16 protein-coding genes are annotated in these 16141 nt (G+C 62.1%); 7 read left to right on the top strand and 9 right to left on the bottom strand.

All coding sequences use genetic code 11. The features are described from left to right. From ACE1EY_RS14030 to ACE1EY_RS14010, 5 genes are all read right to left on the bottom strand, one after another. The coding region (locus ACE1EY_RS14030) for a PHP domain-containing protein (protein ID WP_370300457.1) at positions 1-896 on the bottom strand (896 nt) is incomplete at its 3' end. Between the two features lie 21 nt (positions 897-917). After that, entirely contained in the window at positions 918-2321 is a 1404-nt protein-coding gene (locus tag ACE1EY_RS14025) for a DNA polymerase Y family protein (RefSeq protein ID WP_373928097.1), read from the bottom strand. Positions 2322-2449: 128 nt separating this feature from the next. Continuing rightward, the gene (gene imuA, locus ACE1EY_RS14020) at positions 2450-3073 is read right to left on the bottom strand and encodes a translesion DNA synthesis-associated protein ImuA (RefSeq protein ID WP_291512912.1); all 624 of its coding nucleotides are present in this window, start codon (positions 3071-3073) and stop codon (positions 2450-2452) included. A 184-nt stretch (positions 3074-3257) separates the two neighbouring features. After that, a complete protein-coding gene (ppa, locus tag ACE1EY_RS14015; RefSeq protein WP_370300455.1) occupies positions 3258-3791 on the bottom strand; it encodes an inorganic diphosphatase in 534 nt (177 codons plus the stop codon). Between the two features lie 33 nt (positions 3792-3824). Next, complete coding sequence (locus tag ACE1EY_RS14010) at positions 3825-5090, bottom strand: 6-phosphofructokinase (RefSeq protein WP_291514473.1); 1266 nt, start codon at positions 5088-5090, stop codon at positions 3825-3827. A 373-nt stretch (positions 5091-5463) separates the two neighbouring features. Here ACE1EY_RS14010 and ACE1EY_RS14005 point away from each other — a divergent pair, with 373 nt between their 5' ends. After that, complete coding sequence (locus ACE1EY_RS14005; RefSeq protein ID WP_291514472.1) at positions 5464-6015, top strand: adenylate kinase; 552 nt, start codon at positions 5464-5466, stop codon at positions 6013-6015. 86 nt (positions 6016-6101) lie between these two features. On the opposite strand, the gene rnd is transcribed toward ACE1EY_RS14005, so the two are convergent. After that, a complete protein-coding gene (gene rnd / locus ACE1EY_RS14000) occupies positions 6102-7244 on the bottom strand; it encodes a ribonuclease D (protein ID WP_370300454.1) in 1143 nt (380 codons plus the stop codon). A gap of 69 nt (positions 7245-7313) precedes the next feature. Here rnd and ACE1EY_RS13995 point away from each other — a divergent pair, with 69 nt between their 5' ends. Genes ACE1EY_RS13995 through pmbA form a run of 3 tightly spaced genes read left to right on the top strand, consistent with a single transcriptional unit; the run spans position 7314 to position 10579 of the window. Next, a complete protein-coding gene (locus ACE1EY_RS13995; protein WP_291514470.1) occupies positions 7314-7847 on the top strand; it encodes a hypothetical protein in 534 nt (177 codons plus the stop codon). A gap of 9 nt (positions 7848-7856) precedes the next feature. Beyond that, positions 7857-9221 carry a UDP-N-acetylmuramate:L-alanyl-gamma-D-glutamyl-meso-diaminopimelate ligase gene (gene mpl / locus ACE1EY_RS13990; RefSeq protein WP_291514469.1) on the top strand — a complete coding sequence of 455 codons (1365 nt, stop codon included), beginning with the start codon at positions 7857-7859 and terminating at the stop codon, positions 9219-9221. Next, complete coding sequence (gene pmbA, locus ACE1EY_RS13985; protein ID WP_291514468.1) at positions 9218-10579, top strand: metalloprotease PmbA; 1362 nt, start codon at positions 9218-9220, stop codon at positions 10577-10579. Before mpl ends, pmbA begins: the two co-directional genes overlap by 4 nt. A 30-nt stretch (positions 10580-10609) precedes the next feature. Here the strand turns inward: pmbA and ACE1EY_RS13980 are convergent, their stop codons facing one another. After that, positions 10610-11230, bottom strand: a complete 621-nt coding sequence (locus tag ACE1EY_RS13980) for a mechanosensitive ion channel domain-containing protein (protein ID WP_291514467.1) — start codon at positions 11228-11230, stop codon at positions 10610-10612. A gap of 99 nt (positions 11231-11329) precedes the next feature. On the opposite strand from ACE1EY_RS13980, the gene msrB reads away from it, so the two are divergent. The 3 genes from msrB to ACE1EY_RS13965 all read left to right on the top strand — a co-directional run bounded on the left by msrB (position 11330) and on the right by ACE1EY_RS13965 (position 13479). Next, a complete protein-coding gene (gene msrB / locus ACE1EY_RS13975; RefSeq protein WP_291514466.1) occupies positions 11330-11845 on the top strand; it encodes a peptide-methionine (R)-S-oxide reductase MsrB in 516 nt (171 codons plus the stop codon). A 359-nt stretch (positions 11846-12204) separates the two neighbouring features. After that, positions 12205-12663: a sodium/glutamate symporter gene (locus ACE1EY_RS13970; protein WP_291514465.1), complete on the top strand. Its 459-nt coding sequence runs from the start codon at positions 12205-12207 to the stop codon at positions 12661-12663. Between the two features lie 15 nt (positions 12664-12678). Continuing rightward, positions 12679-13479, top strand: a complete 801-nt coding sequence (locus tag ACE1EY_RS13965) for a hypothetical protein (protein WP_291514464.1) — start codon at positions 12679-12681, stop codon at positions 13477-13479. Between the two features lie 26 nt (positions 13480-13505). Here ACE1EY_RS13965 and mgtE read toward each other — a convergent pair whose 3' ends face one another. Continuing rightward, positions 13506-14864: a magnesium transporter gene (mgtE, locus tag ACE1EY_RS13960; protein ID WP_370300453.1), complete on the bottom strand. Its 1359-nt coding sequence runs from the start codon at positions 14862-14864 to the stop codon at positions 13506-13508. 108 nt (positions 14865-14972) lie between these two features. After that, the coding region (ptsP, locus tag ACE1EY_RS13955) for a phosphoenolpyruvate--protein phosphotransferase (RefSeq protein ID WP_370300452.1) at positions 14973-16141 on the bottom strand (1169 nt) is incomplete at its 5' end.

Raw genomic sequence — 16141 nt, 5'->3', positions numbered from 1 at the left:
CGCACTTTGGCCGGGATGCCTGATGGGTACCTCGTTCGAGCACTTTGTTCGGTTAACTGACGCAGCCAGCTGCTGGGCGTGTGGTCGGGAGGGACCAGTTCATGCGGATATTCGTAACGCAGTTCATCCAGTGAAAATGTGCATCGCTGGGCGATCAGCAGGGTTTGTTCCAGGAGTTCTGGCGGATAGAGCTGCATGAGATGCCGACGCGGGCGCAGGTGCCGATCTCCATTGGGAAAGAGGTCATACCCCAGTTCTTGCAATGGCTTGTTCAGGCGGATAGCAGTGAGTGTGTCCTGCAAGGCACGACGGCTGCGCACATGCATGTGCACATCGCCGCAGGCGACCAGCGGCACGGCATGTTGTTGGCTGATGTCCTTGAGATTGCGCAGTTGCTGCGTTTGGTCTTGCAACGAAAATCCCGTGAAACCCAGCCAGATGCGTTGGCAAAACTGGGTTGCGATATCAGTCAGCTGATGTGTGTGCAGATATCCGGAGTCGTCCGGCAACCAGAGCAGCAGGCACTCCTGCAGGTTCTGGGTGCGAAGGTCGGTGCTGTCCAGCACATAGGTGCTTTTGGAGCTGCGTCGTCGGCCCAGGGTGATGAACCGGGCGAGCTGGGCATAACCGGTCCGGCTGGTTGCCAGCAATACGCACTTGGGACCATCTGCGAGACGGAATTCCGCGCCGATGATCAGTGCGATGCCAAGATCGCGCGCGGCTTCGTGAGCGCGGACCACACCAGCCAGCGAGCACTCATCGGTGATCGCCAGCGCCGTATAACCGAGATTGGTCGCTTGGTGGACCAGTTCGGCTGGCTGCGAAGCTCCTCGCAGAAAACTGAAGCTGCTGATGCAATGAAGTTCGGCATACCCAGGCCCGTGAGAGTTGCTCATGGGAGGCAGATCACTGAGAAGCTATGCGAAGACACCGTGTAGCCACCAGCCTAATTCCCGACGGTCCTGATAGACCCATAGACGTGCGCCGCGTGAATTCGACATGACGTAGTAGTCGCGCGATATGTCGACGCCATCCCACCAGCCTTGTTCAATGCGCTCGGGTCCTTGAATGCGTGTCAGGGCGCTGCCGCAGATCGGTGTCCTGTCCTTCACCTGCAGGGCGGATGGCGAATCCAGCAAGTACAAGGGTCGTGATGCGCTTGGCCAGCATCCAGAATCGTGAGCATTGACGGTAAAGGCGTATTCGGGGCGATGGTCCGCATGAGTCCCCAAACGACGGATTGCATCCATGCCCAGCCGTGCTTGCCACAGCTCCACGGTCGCCAGCCAGTCGTCGGTTCCACGGTTGTCCAGCCAATCGGTCGTGCCGACATCGAATGGCAATAGGCGAGAGACCTCAATACGCAAGGCAATGACCTCGGCAGGTAACGCCATGCGGTTCAGGTGTTCGGCCAGCAGATGGGAGAAGCGCCGTGGATTTCTATCAGGGCTGCGCAGGCCAACCTGGCAGAGGGTTGCCTCTCTACGGTGATGAAACAGCCGGCAAATGAAACGCTCCACCGCACGGTCGTGTGCTCTCAGGTAATCACATAACTGATCGAGAACATGTTCGGCCGCAGCCAGGATGTGGGGTGAAGCAGCACTGGGCTGTGGGAGATCGACGTCTGCTGAGAACCGCTGTGGCGTGGAAAACATGGGCAGCGCTTGCGGCGCTTTGCCCAATGCCTGATCCAATTGCTCCAGCACTGATTGGCCAAAGCGACGAGCTAGACCATCGCGAGGCAGACGAAGTAGGTCCTGTAATGTGTGCAAACCGCTCCGTGTCATCCGCCTGGCTGATTTTGGCGGCAATTCCAGCGCTGTGATGGGTAGTTGACCGATTGCAGCGTGTAGGCTCTCAGCCTGTTCGATTAGGCTGGCATCGTGTGTCGCCCATCGGGCCAGAAAACCAGCGGCTCGTGCTGTCGGTGCGACGGCTGTGCGCGCTTGGTGGCCATGAGCCCCCAACCCTCCACGTAAGCTGCGCTGTAGTTCTCGCGGGGAACCGAATAGGCAGCGGCTGCCAGCTATCTCCAGATAGATGGTATGAGGTGGCTCGACGCTGACCCAAGAAGAAAACCGGCTGGCCCAGCGTGCCAGCCACTGCAGCCTGTGGCCTTCAGCGCGAGAATCGCGTGGCAGAACATGGAGGCTGGGGCAGATGGCATGCGCTGCTGTAACACTCATGTCTGCGGTCACACCTTGTTGCATGGCGGCCTGAGAGGCGCTGATGACAAGCGTGCGGGCTTTGATCGAGTCGGTGACGGCGACGAGGTCTTCCGGCTCAAAGTGCGGGAAAACCTCCAGTGGAAGTTGCTCCAAATACAGACATAGCCACAAGGTGGGAGCGGTCTGTGCTGGTTGTGGCCGGGGTGGGGGAGCCAGGCGCAAGCTGTTGGCCGTGTTCTTCTGACGGCTGACGGGCTGTTCGAACAGGTCGGTTTGCGTATTCAGCATGGCAGTACCACGCTGGATCGGCGGTGTGTGCCGCGCGCCTTTTCAATATCAACCTGGCAGGTTTGCACGTTGTTGCGGCGAATACGCAAGCGCAGATGCACATTCGGTGCTGTGCCGCCGTCCGGGCGCATCAGAACCCCAAGCGTTTGACCTTCGGACGCGGAGACCTGCAAACGGCGAACCTGATCGACCGGAATGCGTCCTGGCCAGGCGATGACCATCCCACATGCCGTGCTGCGCAGTGCTGTCTCCATGACCCACCAGCAGTCCTGATTGGATTTTGGCGATACCCAGATCAGCCTGGAGAGGGTGACATCGGCTTGCGCCAATGCGGGTGCGTACGGCGACAGAGGAGGGCGAACTAGCACCACCATTTGTTGCTGACTCAATGCAGCCAGACTAGGCGCTAACAGTGACAATTCCCCCAGGCCAATTTCCGGGTACAGGATTTCCACCAGGCCGGAGTGAGGCCAGCCGCCGCCCGGTAATGCGGCATCAAGTGCATCAAACCCTGTCGAGAGATAGGCCTTGGAGGGCTTGGGCATGCGCCCTCCCCGCCACAGCTTCGGGCAGCTCTGAAGTAGGGAGTCAATCGTTTGTGGAGTGGTGCGGGTCACGGGCGTTACACCGAATGGCTGTATATTTATACAGCTATCCTGGGGTGGCGTAAATGCCCGGATCTTCACCCGTCGCCCTGGGCTGGAAACGCTGTTATTCGGGGTGATTCAAGAGAAAATCGAACGCATAAAAAAGCCGGACCCACTGTGGCAGTGAGCCCGGCGGGATGTCGCGAGCGGCCGATCAGGCGTTCTTGTACGCCTCGATGGACTTGTTGATTTCGGCCTTGGCCTTGTCGGCGCCTTCCCAGCCGGTCACCTTGACCCACTTGCCTTCTTCAAGATCCTTGTAGCGTTCGAAGAAGTGCTGGATTTCGTTTTGCAGGCGCACCGGCACATCGGCCAGGTCTTTGATGTCGGCGTAGTACTTGGTGGAGACCTTATCGGTCGGCACGGCGAGGATCTTGGCGTCCAGGCCGGACTCGTCCTCGGTGCCCAGCACCGCGACCGGGCGACACTTGATCGCGCAGCCCGGCACGATCGGATGCGGGGTCAGCACGAGTACGTCGACCGGATCGCCGTCGTCGTAGAGCGTGCCGGGCACATAGCCGTAGTTGGCCGGGTAATGCATCGCCACATTCATGAAGCGATCGACCATCAGCAGACCGCTGTCCTTGTCCACTTCGTATTTGACCGGGCCGGCGTTGGCGGCGATTTCAATGACGACGTAGATTTCGTCCGGCGCTTTGTCGCCGGGTCCCAAGCTGTCAAACGACATAGTTTCTGTGTCCTGATTGAGTGGATTGGAGGGTTAAACGGGAAAATCGCGTCCGGTTTTCTTGTCGACACGAATCTTCTTGAGCCGCACAGGGCGGGGAAGGCCATTGACAAAGGGTGGCGTTCGTTCGCCCTGTATCAATGGCTGCAGGTAACGACGGCAGGCATCGGTGATGTGGTAGCCGTCGTCTGAAATATAGGATGCCGGCATGGTTTTCTCGATATTGGCGACGCCGGTTAATTCGGCTTCGCCCAGCGTCCACTCGTACGGATCATCGGCCATACGCTGAATGCTGACCATGATCCCGGAGCGCCCGGCCAAGGCATAGTCTACGGCGGCCTTGCCCACGGCGTAGGCCTGATCCAGGTCGATGGCCGAGGCGAGGTGGCGTGCAGCACGCATCATGTAATCAGCGAGGGCGTGATGCACCTTGAAGCCCAGTTGGGTTCTGATCAGCGTAGCCAGCGTTGCGGCAACACCGCCGAGTTGCTGGTGGCCGAAGGCATCATGCGAATCGGCGTCAGCCACGTAATCGCCGTTGCTGCGGCGCAGGCCTTCGGAGGCCACGATCACGCAGTATCCGTAGGTGGCCACACAGTCGCGGACGCGGACGAGAAATGGTTCGGCCTCGAAGCGGATTTCCGGAAACAGCAATAGATGTGGCGGTTGCGCCTCCGACGATCCCGCCAGTCCGCCGGCTGCGACGGTCCAGCCCGCATGGCGGCCCAGCACTTCCAGAATGAAGACCTTGGTGGAGGTGCTGCACATGGATTCGACATCCAGCCCCACCTCGCGAACCGATGTCGCGACATATTTGGCTGCCGAGCCGAAACCGGGGCTGCAATCGGTGTTGGGCAGATCGTTGTCAATGGTCTTGGGGATGTGGATCGCTTGAACCGGGTAGCCCATCGATTCACCCAGCTGCGACACCTTGAGACAGGTGTCCGCCGAGTCGCCCCCGCCGTTGTAGAAGAAATACCCGATGTTGTGCGCGCGGAAGACTTCGATCAGGCGTTCATATTGAGATGGATCTGTCGCTATCTCCTGGAGTTTGTACCGACAGGAGCCGAAGGCTCCGCCGGGGGTGTCCTTCAACGCGGCAATATCGGCGGCGGACTCCTGCCCGGTGTCAATCAGATCTTCGGTGAGAGCGCCCAGAATGCCGCGGTGCCCGGCGAACACTGTGCCAATGCGTTCCGGATGCTGGCGCGCGGTTTCGATGACACCGGCGGCCGAGGCGTTGATGACAGCGGTTACGCCGCCGGATTGTGCGTAGAAGGCGTTCGTCACCCCTGGCACGGGCGTTTCCTCGGCATCGGGTGGCGCAAGAGAATAATCGAAATGCCGGCTGGGATTCGACCGGCCGGGGCGTCCCCATTCGTGGGATGCAGCGGCCTCCCGGCGGGTGCCGTGTAGGAAATCGCAGACTTTAGTCGAGAGTGCTGAAATATCCCGGCTTCTCGAGGTGCTCCGCAAGCCCTTGTCGGGTAAGGTATTTCACTTGCGTGGCGCTTTGGTCGCCGCTGCGGGCTTGGCGTCGCAAGTCCGCAAGATCGATTGACGCCTCTCAAAGGCTCAGAGTACCGTTGCCGTTCGCCGCCACCGCGCGGCTTGATGGTGTGCGGCAGCAGAATCGCGCCCAATCGTCTCATTCGACATTCGGACTAACTACATGCGAATCGTATTGCTGGGCGCGCCCGGTTCCGGAAAGGGCACGCAGGCCGCGAAGTTGCAGGAAAAACATGGTGCACCGCAAATCTCGACCGGAGATCTGTTGCGGGCCGCAGTGGCAGAAGGCACCGAGCTGGGCCTGAAGGCCAAGGCCGCCATGGAAGCGGGCGAACTGGTCGCAGACGAGATCGTCGTCGGTATGATCCGGGAGCGGCTGGAAGCGCCCGGTGCCGACAGTGGCTTCATTCTGGACGGCTTTCCGCGCAGTCATACCCAGGCTGCGGCTTTGGATGAAATGCTCACCAAGCTGGGGCGCCCGCTGGAAAAGGCTGTTCATCTGGTCGTCGACAATGACGAGATCATGAGCCGCTTGCTGGAACGCAAGCGTGCGGATGACACCGAAGACACGATCCGCCATCGCCTGGAAGTATTCGAAAGCCAGACTAGGCCGGTCGTGAATTACTACGCTGCCCAGGGCAAGCTCTCGACCGTCACCGGTGTCGGCGAGATCGACGAAATTTTTGGCCGAATCGAGCAGGCGGTGGGCGTTTAGTTAGCCGCGTCTCTCTTGGCCGGCCGGCCGCCCAATGGCGTTCGGCAACCAGAAGCCCGCAAATCTGCGGGCTTTTTTGTGCGTGCCTAGACCGTCGTCAGCGTGGGTGGCGTCCCCGGCGCGATCCGCAGACTCTGGCCGCCGGTCAGGAAGGCGACCAGCGCGTCGCCGGCCACGCGGGCGCGCCAGCCTTCCAGCAGGTCGAGATCGCGATCACCCGCGGCCAAGCGGGTCAGTTCCGCGCGTCCCGCGATGGCACTGGCCGTCATCTGGTGGCTGAGTGCCTGCTGGCGCAGCAGCGCCATCAGGGCATCGACCACGGGTTCGGCTTCTGCCGGTAGCGGCCGTTCATCCTTGGTGTCGAGGTCGGGCCAGCTTTGGTCGCCGGCCACGGCCGCGAGGATGGCTTCGCCATCGCGGGCGATCGCCTTGTCCTCCAGGCCTCGAATGCGTTGCAGTTCGCTGGTCTGTCGGGGTTTGCGGCGGGCAATATCCAGTACGACATCGTCCTTGAGAACCCAGCGGCGCGGCAGATTGCGCGCCAATGCGGTGGTTTCGCGCCAGGCGCATACCCGTGCTGCGACATGCCGCTGATTGGGGCGGAGCTTGCGGATGCCCTTGAGCTTGCGCCAGGCGTTGTCCGGTTTGACCACCCAGCGTTCAGGGCGGCTGATGGCGGCGAGGTCTTCGTCCAGCCAGCCGCTGCGACCGAGTCGTTCCAGCTCTTCGCAGAGCTTGGCGTAGGCCCCCTCCAGCCAGATCACGTCCGCCGCCGCGTAATCCAGTGCATCCGGGTCGATGGGGCGGGCCATCCAGTCCATGCGTGAGAACGCCTTCGGCAAAACCTCGCCTAGCGTCTTCTCGACCAGGGCGCCGTAGCCGATCTGGTCGCCGTATCCGAGCAGACTGGCCGCGAGCTGCGTGTCGAAAACCGGGGCGGGCGCCATGCCCAGGGTGTGGTGCAGCACCTCCATATCCTGCCCCGCAGCATGGAACACCTTGATTTGCTCCGGCGCACCCAACAGCGCGCGCAGGCCTTCGCGGGCATCAAAGGCCAGCGGGTCGATCACCGCGCACTCGCCTTCGGCGCAGACCTGGACCAGCGCAAGCTGTGGCCAGTAGGTGCGTTCGCGCATGAACTCGGTGTCCACACAAAGTGATGTGGCGGTGCGGGCGCGGCCGGTGTAGGCGGCCAGCGCATCGCTGTCGGTGATCAAAAGAAAGTCCATGTAAGTGCTGTGTCTGCGGTGAACAGATAGACTATAGGTTCTCGCCCGAACGGGTGCGCTCCTCGCACGATGTCTCAATTTCTTCCATTGCTGGGCCGCTTGCTGCTTTTGCGCTGCGGTCCGCAAGACCTGCCTTACTCGACGACCCTGCTTGGCGGCAGTATCGCTGCCAGTCTGGTGGCGAATATTCTCTCGCTGGGTATCGGAACCACGGCGTTCACGGCGATTCCGCAGACCTTGCTCGCAACCTTGGTCTCCATCGGTTTCGTCATCGGCCTGTTGCAGATTCGCGAGCGTACGCCGCGGACGGTCCAGACCCTGACCGCCCTATTCGCGACGCAGGCCGTCCTCGGGCTACTGGCGTTGTTCCCCCTGCAGGCCCTTGCGCCGATCTTTCAGCAGATTGCGGAGAATCCGGACGCCGCTTCGACGATCCAGGCGCCGTCCTCGGCAGTGGCCGCATGGCTGGCCTTGGGTCTTTGGAGCGTGATGGTCACCGGGCATATCTTCAGGAACGCGCTGGACGTGCATCTGCTGGCCGGCGTTGGCCTGGCGATTCTGCAGGGCTTGCTGATCTGGATCGTGCTGATCCCGTTCGCCTGAGGCTTCGTATTGGCCCACGTCCACATCCTCGGTATCTGCGGTACGTTCATGGCCGGCATCGCGCTGATTGCGCGGGAGGCCGGCCATCGCGTCACCGGCTCGGATGCCAACGTGTACCCACCGATGAGCACGCTGCTGGCCGAGCAGGGCATCGCCGTGTCGCCCGGGGAGGATCTGGCGCAGCTAGACCCCGCACCGGATGTGGTCGTGATCGGCAACGCCTTGTCCCGTGGTCACCCGGTTGTCGAGGCCGTGCTCGAGCGCGGCCTGCGGTACACCTCGGGCCCGCAGTGGCTGTCCGAGGCCATACTGCAATCGCGCTGGGTGCTCGCCGTGGCGGGCACGCATGGCAAGACGACGACCAGCTCCATTCTGGCCTGGATGTTGGAATCCGCGGGATTTCAGCCGGGGTTTCTGATCGGTGGGGTGCCGGGCAATTTTCCGGTGTCGGCCCGATTGGGCGGTAGCGACTTCTTCGTGATTGAAGCCGATGAATACGACACCGCGTTCTTCGACAAGCGCTCCAAGTTCGTGCACTACCGGCCGCGCACCGCTGTGCTCAACAACCTGGAGTTTGATCACGCCGACATTTTCGATGATCTCGCTGCGATCGAACGACAGTTTCATCATTTAATTCGCACCGTGCCGGGCCACGGGGCGGTGGTGGCGCCGGCCGACGATGAAGCGTTAACGCGCGTGCTGGCCCAGGGCTGCTGGAGCGAGCAGATTCCGCTATCCGCCCCCGGTGGCTGGCAGATGAGGTCGCTTAGCGAGGACTGGTCGCAGTTTGAACTGACCGATCCGGCAGGGGCTACGGCGCAGGTTAGCTGGACCATGCTGGGCGCGCACAATGCGCGCAACGCCATGGCGGCCGCTGCGGCTGCCCGCCATGTCGGTATCACGGTCACGCAGTCGGCCGGTTCGCTGCGTCGCTTCGAAGGGGTGCGGCGGCGGCTGGAGACGCGTGGCAAGGTTGGTGGCACGGTGGTTTACGATGACTTCGCCCATCATCCGACCGCCATTTCCGAGACGATTCGCGCGCTGCGCGCGCGCGTGGGCGACGAGCCGATCATCGCGATACTCGAGCCGCGGTCCAACACCATGAAGCAGGGGCACCACCGCGATGCGCTCACGGCCAGTCTGGCCGGGGCCGACGCGGTTCATGTGCTGGAACCCGCCCAACTGGGGTGGAGTCTGAGCGAAACCTTGCAACCATTGGGTGCGCGTGCCCAGGTTCACCAAACGGTCGAATCGATTGTGCAAGCCGTCGGCCACGACAGTGTTTCGCCGATGCGGCGTCACCTGCTTGTGATGTCCAATGGCGGCTTCGAGGGCATTCACGCCCGCCTGCTGCAGCGTCTGGAGGATGCATGACCAGCTTGCCGACCCAAACCATTGATCAACGACTGCCCGACCCCGACGCACTGGCCGCGAGCCTGCAGCGGGTGCTGGAACAGGCCACTGCTGCGGGTGCCACGTCGGCCGGCGCCACCATGTCGATTAGCGTCGGGCTGAGCGTGACCGTCCGCGCCGGTGATGTGGAATCGGTGGAGTTCCAGCGTGACCGCGACCTGAGCCTCACGGCTTACCGCGGGCAGCGGTCGGGATCGGCCAGCTCGGCCGACTGGTCGGAAGCCTCGCTGAACGAGGTGGTGGAGCGGGCGCTGGCGATTTCCAGCCACACCGGAGAGGACCGTTACGCCGGCCTGCCCGATGCAGCGCGGCAGGCGAGCGATTTTCCGGACCTGGACCTGCACCACCCGTGGTCGCTGTCAGTGGCCGATGCGATCGATATCGCGCTGGCCTGCGAGGCGGCTGCGCTGGCCGCCGATCCGCGCGTGCATCAATCCGAAGGCGCTACCGTGAGCACCCACGCAGGTCTGACCTTGCTGGCGAACACGCAGGGTTTCGTCGGCCATCGCCTCGGGACTTCACACAGCCTCTCCTGTTCCGTGCTGGCGAAGTCTGGCGACGAGATGCAGCGTGACTACTGGTACAGCTCGGCCCGGCGGCACGAAGATCTGCAGGCGGCCGCCGACATCGGTCAACTGGCCGGCGAGCGGGCGGCATCACGGCTGGGCGCGCGCTCGATCGCCACTGCGTCCATGCCGGTGATTTACGTGCCTGAGCTGGCGCGCGGCCTATTCGGGCATCTTCTTGCCGCCATCTCCGGCGGCAACCTCTACCGGCGCGCCTCGTTTCTGCTGGATGCGGTTGACACGCAGGTACTGGCGCCTGGTATCCGGATCACCCAGCGTCCGTTTCTCTCACGGGCTGCGGGCAGCCGCAGCTTCGACAGCGAAGGCGTGGCAATGAGTGATCGCACCTTAGTCGATGAGCAGGGCGTATTGCAGGGCTATCTGCTCGGGAGTTACTCGGCGCGGCGCCTGGGTTTGGAGACCACGGGCAACGCGGGTGGCCCCGCCAATGTCGTCATCGAGCCCGGCAAGTTGGATTTAGACGGCCTGCTGGCTGAGATGGGCGATGGCCTGCTCGTGACTGAATTGATGGGCCAGGGCTTGAACCTGGTGAACGGTGATTACTCGCGCGGTGCCAGCGGCTTTGTCGTGCGCAACGGCGCCATTTGCGAGCCGGTGGATGAGATCACGGTGGCCGGCAATCTAGCCGACATGCTCAAGAACATCCGCGCGGTTGGGCGGGATGTCGATGTTCGCGGCAATTGCCGTACCGGTTCCGTCCTTATCGATGGCATGACGGTCGCCGGTCAGTAACGCGACTGGCCGACGACTCGGGCGGCCGGCTCAGACCGATTTCTTGGCGGCTACGGTGGTGAGTCCGTGGGCATCACTGAGCGGCACGGTTGCGCGTCCGGGACGGCTGCGAATCCCCCGCTGGAAGAACAGGTTGTTGGGCAGACGCAGGGTCACATCTTCGCGTTCGCCGTCGGCGCTGGTGATGGTTTCACGCAAGGTGACGAACAGCATGTTCAGGTCGATCACCCGGCCGGCCAGCTTGAAGCCATTCGCCGGGTCCACCAATTCCACTTCGTCGCCAACGCGAAACGGCGCGTAGATCAGCAGCAGCATCGAGCACAGCGCATTGGAGAGCACGCTCCAGACGGCGACAAAGCCCACCGCGATCATCACCAGCACGGCGGAGACTGCCGCCCAGACGGTGCCCGTGGACACGCCCAGTTGCTCGAGCATGAACAGGCCGGCGATGAGCAGCACGATGACACGGCTAATGCCCCGAAAGGCAATTTCGCCACGGCCGGTCAGCAGCTTGCGGTCGATGAGCTGGTGCATGACACGCCGCGTCAGCCGCAGCGTGATCCAGGTCAGCGTGGCGATGAGCACTATGCGTGCGAGCAACCAGATTTCATCCGGAGCGTTGTTAATCGATTCGAGCAGGGCAACATCCATCTGGGTTTGTGGTCCGAAGTGAACAGTCTGAGAATTGTGACCGTAACGCCCGGTCTCATAAAGCAATCCCCACCGGTTTGACCGAACAGCATTGGCTTCATGATGAAACGACGCGATATTCTCAAGGCCGTACTTGCACTAGGCGTGACAGCGCCTGCGGTTCACGCCAACAGCGAGGACGATATGGACGTTGAACTAGATCTTTCAAAACGTGAATGGCGCAAGATTCTCGATGATGACGCCGCATTTCGCGTGCTGTTCAAGGACGGGACCGAACGTCCCTGGAGCAGCGACCTGAACCAGGAGAAGCGGGCCGGGACCTACATCTGCAAGGCCTGCTTCCAGCCGTTGTTCGATGCGAGCATGAAGTTCGAAAGCGGCACCGGTTGGCCAAGTTTCTTCGACACACTCGAAGGCGCGGTGGGCTTAAAGCGGGACTTCAAGCTCATCCTGCCGCGCACCGAATATCACTGCACTCGCTGCGGTGGACATCAGGGCCACGTGTTCGACGATGGTCCGCAGCCGACGGGAAAGCGCTACTGCAATAACGGTGTGGCACTGACCTTCGTCGCGCAGGGCGACGAGCTCCCAGAGCTGAGGGCGATGGCTTCCTAGCCCTGGTGCTTGATGCCTGAATCTCCTGCGGGGCCGGCCCGGCCATCAGGAGTAGCCGGAATTTTTCAGTTTCCAGGGGCTCGATCTCCAAGGCCACCGGCTGCTAAAGTAATCGCTGGGGCAAGGTTCAAGGCTGTCTGGGGTTTCCTGGATTAATCGCGACACTCTGTGCGGGTTGTCCGCAGGTGCTCGCAGAGTCTTAGGAATGATCCGCTGGATCCACCCGGGCGGGTTCAGTGCTAAGCGCATTTCTCATGTCAGGTTCTTGTGCCGCGCCGTTTTCGCGCGAGCCGACGCCGTGTGACCAACGCAGGTCGGATTTCGCAAATAACAGTAATTACCACTGATAGGGGGGTGGCTTGAATTTCCGAGAGATTTTTCCTGCGCTGGCGCTGGTATGCATTGCTGCCACATGGTCGCCGGCCGCACTAGCCCAAAGCGTGTCGGACGACGTTGAAAGCGCCTTGCAAACAAGTGCGCGAGCCGAACTCGCGAACCGCTTAGAACGGGCTGCAGAACGCCGTACTGCGGCGATCACGGGCCTCGTCATTGGTGGAGTGATCATTGCCGGTGGCGTACTGGCGACCGCATCGTCCGCGGAGACGGTATACAACGAAGACACTCAGCAAAACGAAACCGAACTTGAATGGGCCGGCGCTGCGATCGGTGCGGTCGTGGGCGGTCTGGTGGTGGGAGGCAGTGTTTCAACGCTCGTCTCTGCCAACCGCGAACTCCGTGAGTTGCGGCGGCAGCAGCGGCGTTTGCACATTGGTTATAAGCCGAGCACGCAGTCCTTGGTGCTGGCGTTTCATTTTTAGAGCTTGGGGGGAGTGATGAAAGCCGAGTCCATGGCACGACGGTACAAGTTGTTGCTAGCGACCTGCATGGTGCTTGCCGGCAGCGTGGTATTTGCAAGTTCGGACGTGACGGATCAAGAGGTTGATCGCTATCTGACGCAATACCGGGCCGTACCAGATCACATCAAGCAATTGGTTGAGCAATTGAAGTGGAGTGGTATCGGTGATCCGCGGTTGTTTGATCCGATTGCATCGGATTTGCAGCAACTGGTTGAAAAGGGCGACCTGGATGCGGCAGAGGTCGAGCAGGGTGCGTGGCTGGTCCATGCGCTGGCCTACTCAGGGCAAGAGCGGTACCGGCCTTTGCTCGAGCGAATCGAAAACGCTTACCGAAAGAAAATGGAGCACAAGGATAAGAAGCTCCACCGCAACGTGAGCACCGCACTGACGTCGCTGGAGAACCATCAAAAGTGGAATCTCGTTATAGGGCGGGGTACAGAACAGGCTTCATCGGTTGATGAGCTGCGGCGTCTGCGTGTCAAGAACATGTTGTCTGCCGAAGAACCGGTGCTCGTGCGTGTCGGCGCCAACTTGATGATTCATGATTTCCTGCGTGATCGCGAGGTCACGGACCTCGCGCGGGACAGGCTCTTGGAACTGCACGTTGAGGCAGAGGCGAGTCGAGATCACGCAGACGCCGTCGCGTGGCTCTGTAAGGCACTGGGGGCGACCAGAAACGAAGCATATGCTCCGGCGCTCAAGAAAGTGCAGCGTGGAGCGACCGTCCGCACGGTAGAGCGTTGGTCCGCAATCGGTCTGCGGCAGGTCGGGGGCTGAACTCGGTGATTCCGGTGGACGCCGGGTTAGAGCAACAGCAGCGCACCTAGCCCGAGAAAAGCGAAAAAACCCACCACGTCGGTAATGGTGGTCAGCACCACGCTGCCCGCGAGTGCGGGGTCGATGTTCAGTTTTCGCAGGATCAACGGGATGCCAAACCCCGAGAATGCGGCGAAAAGCTGGTTGATGATCATTGCCAGCGCAATGACCGCGCCCAATGTCGGGTTTCTGAACCACACCAGCACGATCGCGGCGACAACCAGGGCCCAGAGCACGCCGTTGATCGCGGCGACTGCGAGTTCTTTGCGTAGCAGCGACCGCGTGTTGCCGCCGCCGATCTGACCCAGCGCCAAGCCCCGAATCATCAGTGTCAGCGTTTGGCTGCCGCTAATGCCGCCCATGCTGGCGACGACGGGCATCAGCACGGCCAGCGCCACTACCTGGTCGATGACATGCTCAAACAATCCAACGACCTGAGCCGCCAGCAGCGCGGTGAGCAAATTGATGCCCAACCAGACGGCGCGCCGTTTCGCGCTGGCGGCGACGGGCGCGAAGATATCCTCTTCCTCGTCCAGTCCAGCCATGCTCATCAGGTTGTGTTCGGCCTCGTCCCGGATGACATCGACCACGTCATCGATGGTGATCCGGCCGATGAGCAGGCGATGCGCATCCACCACGGGCGCGGAGATCAGGTCGCGGTTTTCAAACTGCTGGGCCACTTCCCGTGCTGGCAAATCGTCCGCGAGCGGTTCGAGTTCCGTATCCATGGCTTCGGCCACGCGCACGCTGGGGTCGTGCGTCAGCAACCGCTCCAGGTTTAGCCCGCCGATGAAGCGGCCGTAGCGATCTACCACGTAGATAACGTCGGTGTGCTCGGGCAACGAGCCGCGTAGCCGCAGGTAGCGCAGCACGACGTCCAGGGTTACATCTGGCCGGATGGTGACGGTATCCGTGTTGGTCAGGCCGCCCGCCGTGTCCGGCGCATAGGACATGACCTTCTCCAGGGCCTGGCGATTGGCCAGGTCCATGGAGCGCAGCACCTGCTCGGTGAGCGTCTCGGGGAGGTCATCAACAAAGTCCGCGAGATCGTCGATATCCAGATCGCGGGCCGCGGCGATGATGTCTTCCGGGTCCATGCCCTGGATCAGGGCGGCGCGCACCTCGTCATTGACATGCAGCAGCACCTCACCCTGGTCATCAACATCGACGACGCCCCAGACAACCTTGCGCTCGGCATGCGGCAGCGACTCCAGCAGGCGAGCGATTTCGGCAGGATGCAGGGATTTGAGAATGCGCCGGACCGGCACCAGCCGACCACTGTCCAGCGCGTCCCGGAGACGCTCCAGCCGATGTTCTGCGGTTTGTTGCTCAGCCGCTTCGGCCATGAAGGTGCTCCCGGAGACTGAGCGGCATTTTACGCAGCTTGTGGCGCCGGAGCAGCGGCCAATGTGGCGTCAAGCCGGGTGGCGATCGGTCTTTACGGCAAACCGGGGTTACATCGCGGCAATCTGATCGATGATCTGGCGTGCGGCATCGGGATCGGTGCTGGCCAGCAGCGCATCGGTGCGGCTGCGCAGCTCGCCCAGATGTGAATCGCGGATGATTCGTTTGACTTCCAACACACTGGCCGGGTGCATGGAGAATTCGCTCAAACCCAAGCCCAGCAGCAGCCGGGTGTGCAGGGTGTCGCCCGCCATTTCGCCGCACATGGACACCGGAATGCCGGCGTCTCGACCCGCTTCGATGGTGCGCCGGATGAGTTGCAGCACGCCCGGATGCAATGGGTCGTAGAGATAGTTGACCTCATCATCCACGCGGTCGATGGCCAGCGTGTACTGGATCAGATCGTTGGTGCCGATGGAGAAGAACTCGCACTCGCGCGCCAGCCAGGGCGCGGCCAGCGCGGCGCCGGGCACCTCGATCATTGCGCCCACCTGGGCATGCTCGTTGAATTCTCGCTGCTCGGCAGCCAGTTCGCGCTTGATATCGTTGATCAGCTGCAGGCATTGCCGGAGTTCGAAGATGTTGGAGATCATGGGGATCATGATCCGTGCCTGACCAGCGGTCGCCGCCCGCAGCAGCGCGCGCAGCTGGGTACGGAACAGGTTGCGGTCCCGCAGGCACAGGCGCACGGCGCGCAGCCCCAGCGCCGGATTGGTTGCCTGCGACACCCGGACCGCGTCGGACTGCTTGTCCGCGCCCAGATCCAGCGTGCGAATCGTCACCGGACCATCGACGGCGGCGATCACTTCGCGATAGGCAAGGTATTGCTCTTCCTCGCCCGGTGGCTCGTCCCGGTTCATGAACAGGAATTCGGTGCGGTACAGCCCGATGCCCTCGGCGCCGACCTCCTGTGCCTGGCTCACGTCGCTGGGCAGTTCGATATTGGCCAGCAGGCGCAGCCTCTGACCGTCCTTGGAGGTGGCGGGCTCGTCCTTGAGGCGCAGCAGCATGCGCCGGTAGCGGGCATCGCGTTGCCGGCGGCGGGCGTAAAAGTCCAGCGTGATCCGGGCAGGCGCGGCGACGACATGACCGGCATGACCGTCAACGATCAGCGCCTCACCATCTTCCAGCAGCCGCCTTGCCCCATGCAGTCCGACAATCGCCGGAATGCCCAGGCTGCGGGCAAGAATGGCGGTGTGCGACAGCGGGCCGCCGGACT

Source organism: Abyssibacter sp., assembly GCF_964229365.1.
Lineage (GTDB): Bacteria > Pseudomonadota > Gammaproteobacteria > Nevskiales > OUC007 > Abyssibacter.
The sequence above is the reverse complement of the archived record's forward strand: the minus strand, read 5'-3'. Positions and strand labels throughout refer to the sequence as shown.

Bases quoted from the DNA above. Each gene is read 5' to 3' on its own strand.
- ppa (WP_370300455.1), bottom strand. From the start codon at position 3,791: ATGTCGTTTGACAGCTTGGGACCCGGCGACAAAGCGCCGGACGAAATC.
- ACE1EY_RS14005 (WP_291514472.1), top strand. From the start codon at position 5,464: ATGCGAATCGTATTGCTGGGCGCGCCCGGTTCCGGAAAGGGCACGCAG.
- rnd (WP_370300454.1), bottom strand. From the start codon at position 7,244: ATGGACTTTCTTTTGATCACCGACAGCGATGCGCTGGCCGCCTACACC.
- ACE1EY_RS13995 (WP_291514470.1), top strand. From the start codon at position 7,314: ATGTCTCAATTTCTTCCATTGCTGGGCCGCTTGCTGCTTTTGCGCTGC.
- pmbA (WP_291514468.1), top strand. From the start codon at position 9,218: ATGACCAGCTTGCCGACCCAAACCATTGATCAACGACTGCCCGACCCC.
- ACE1EY_RS13980 (WP_291514467.1), bottom strand. From the start codon at position 11,230: ATGGATGTTGCCCTGCTCGAATCGATTAACAACGCTCCGGATGAAATC.
- msrB (WP_291514466.1), top strand. From the start codon at position 11,330: ATGATGAAACGACGCGATATTCTCAAGGCCGTACTTGCACTAGGCGTG.
- ACE1EY_RS13965 (WP_291514464.1), top strand. From the start codon at position 12,679: ATGAAAGCCGAGTCCATGGCACGACGGTACAAGTTGTTGCTAGCGACC.
- mgtE (WP_370300453.1), bottom strand. From the start codon at position 14,864: ATGGCCGAAGCGGCTGAGCAACAAACCGCAGAACATCGGCTGGAGCGT.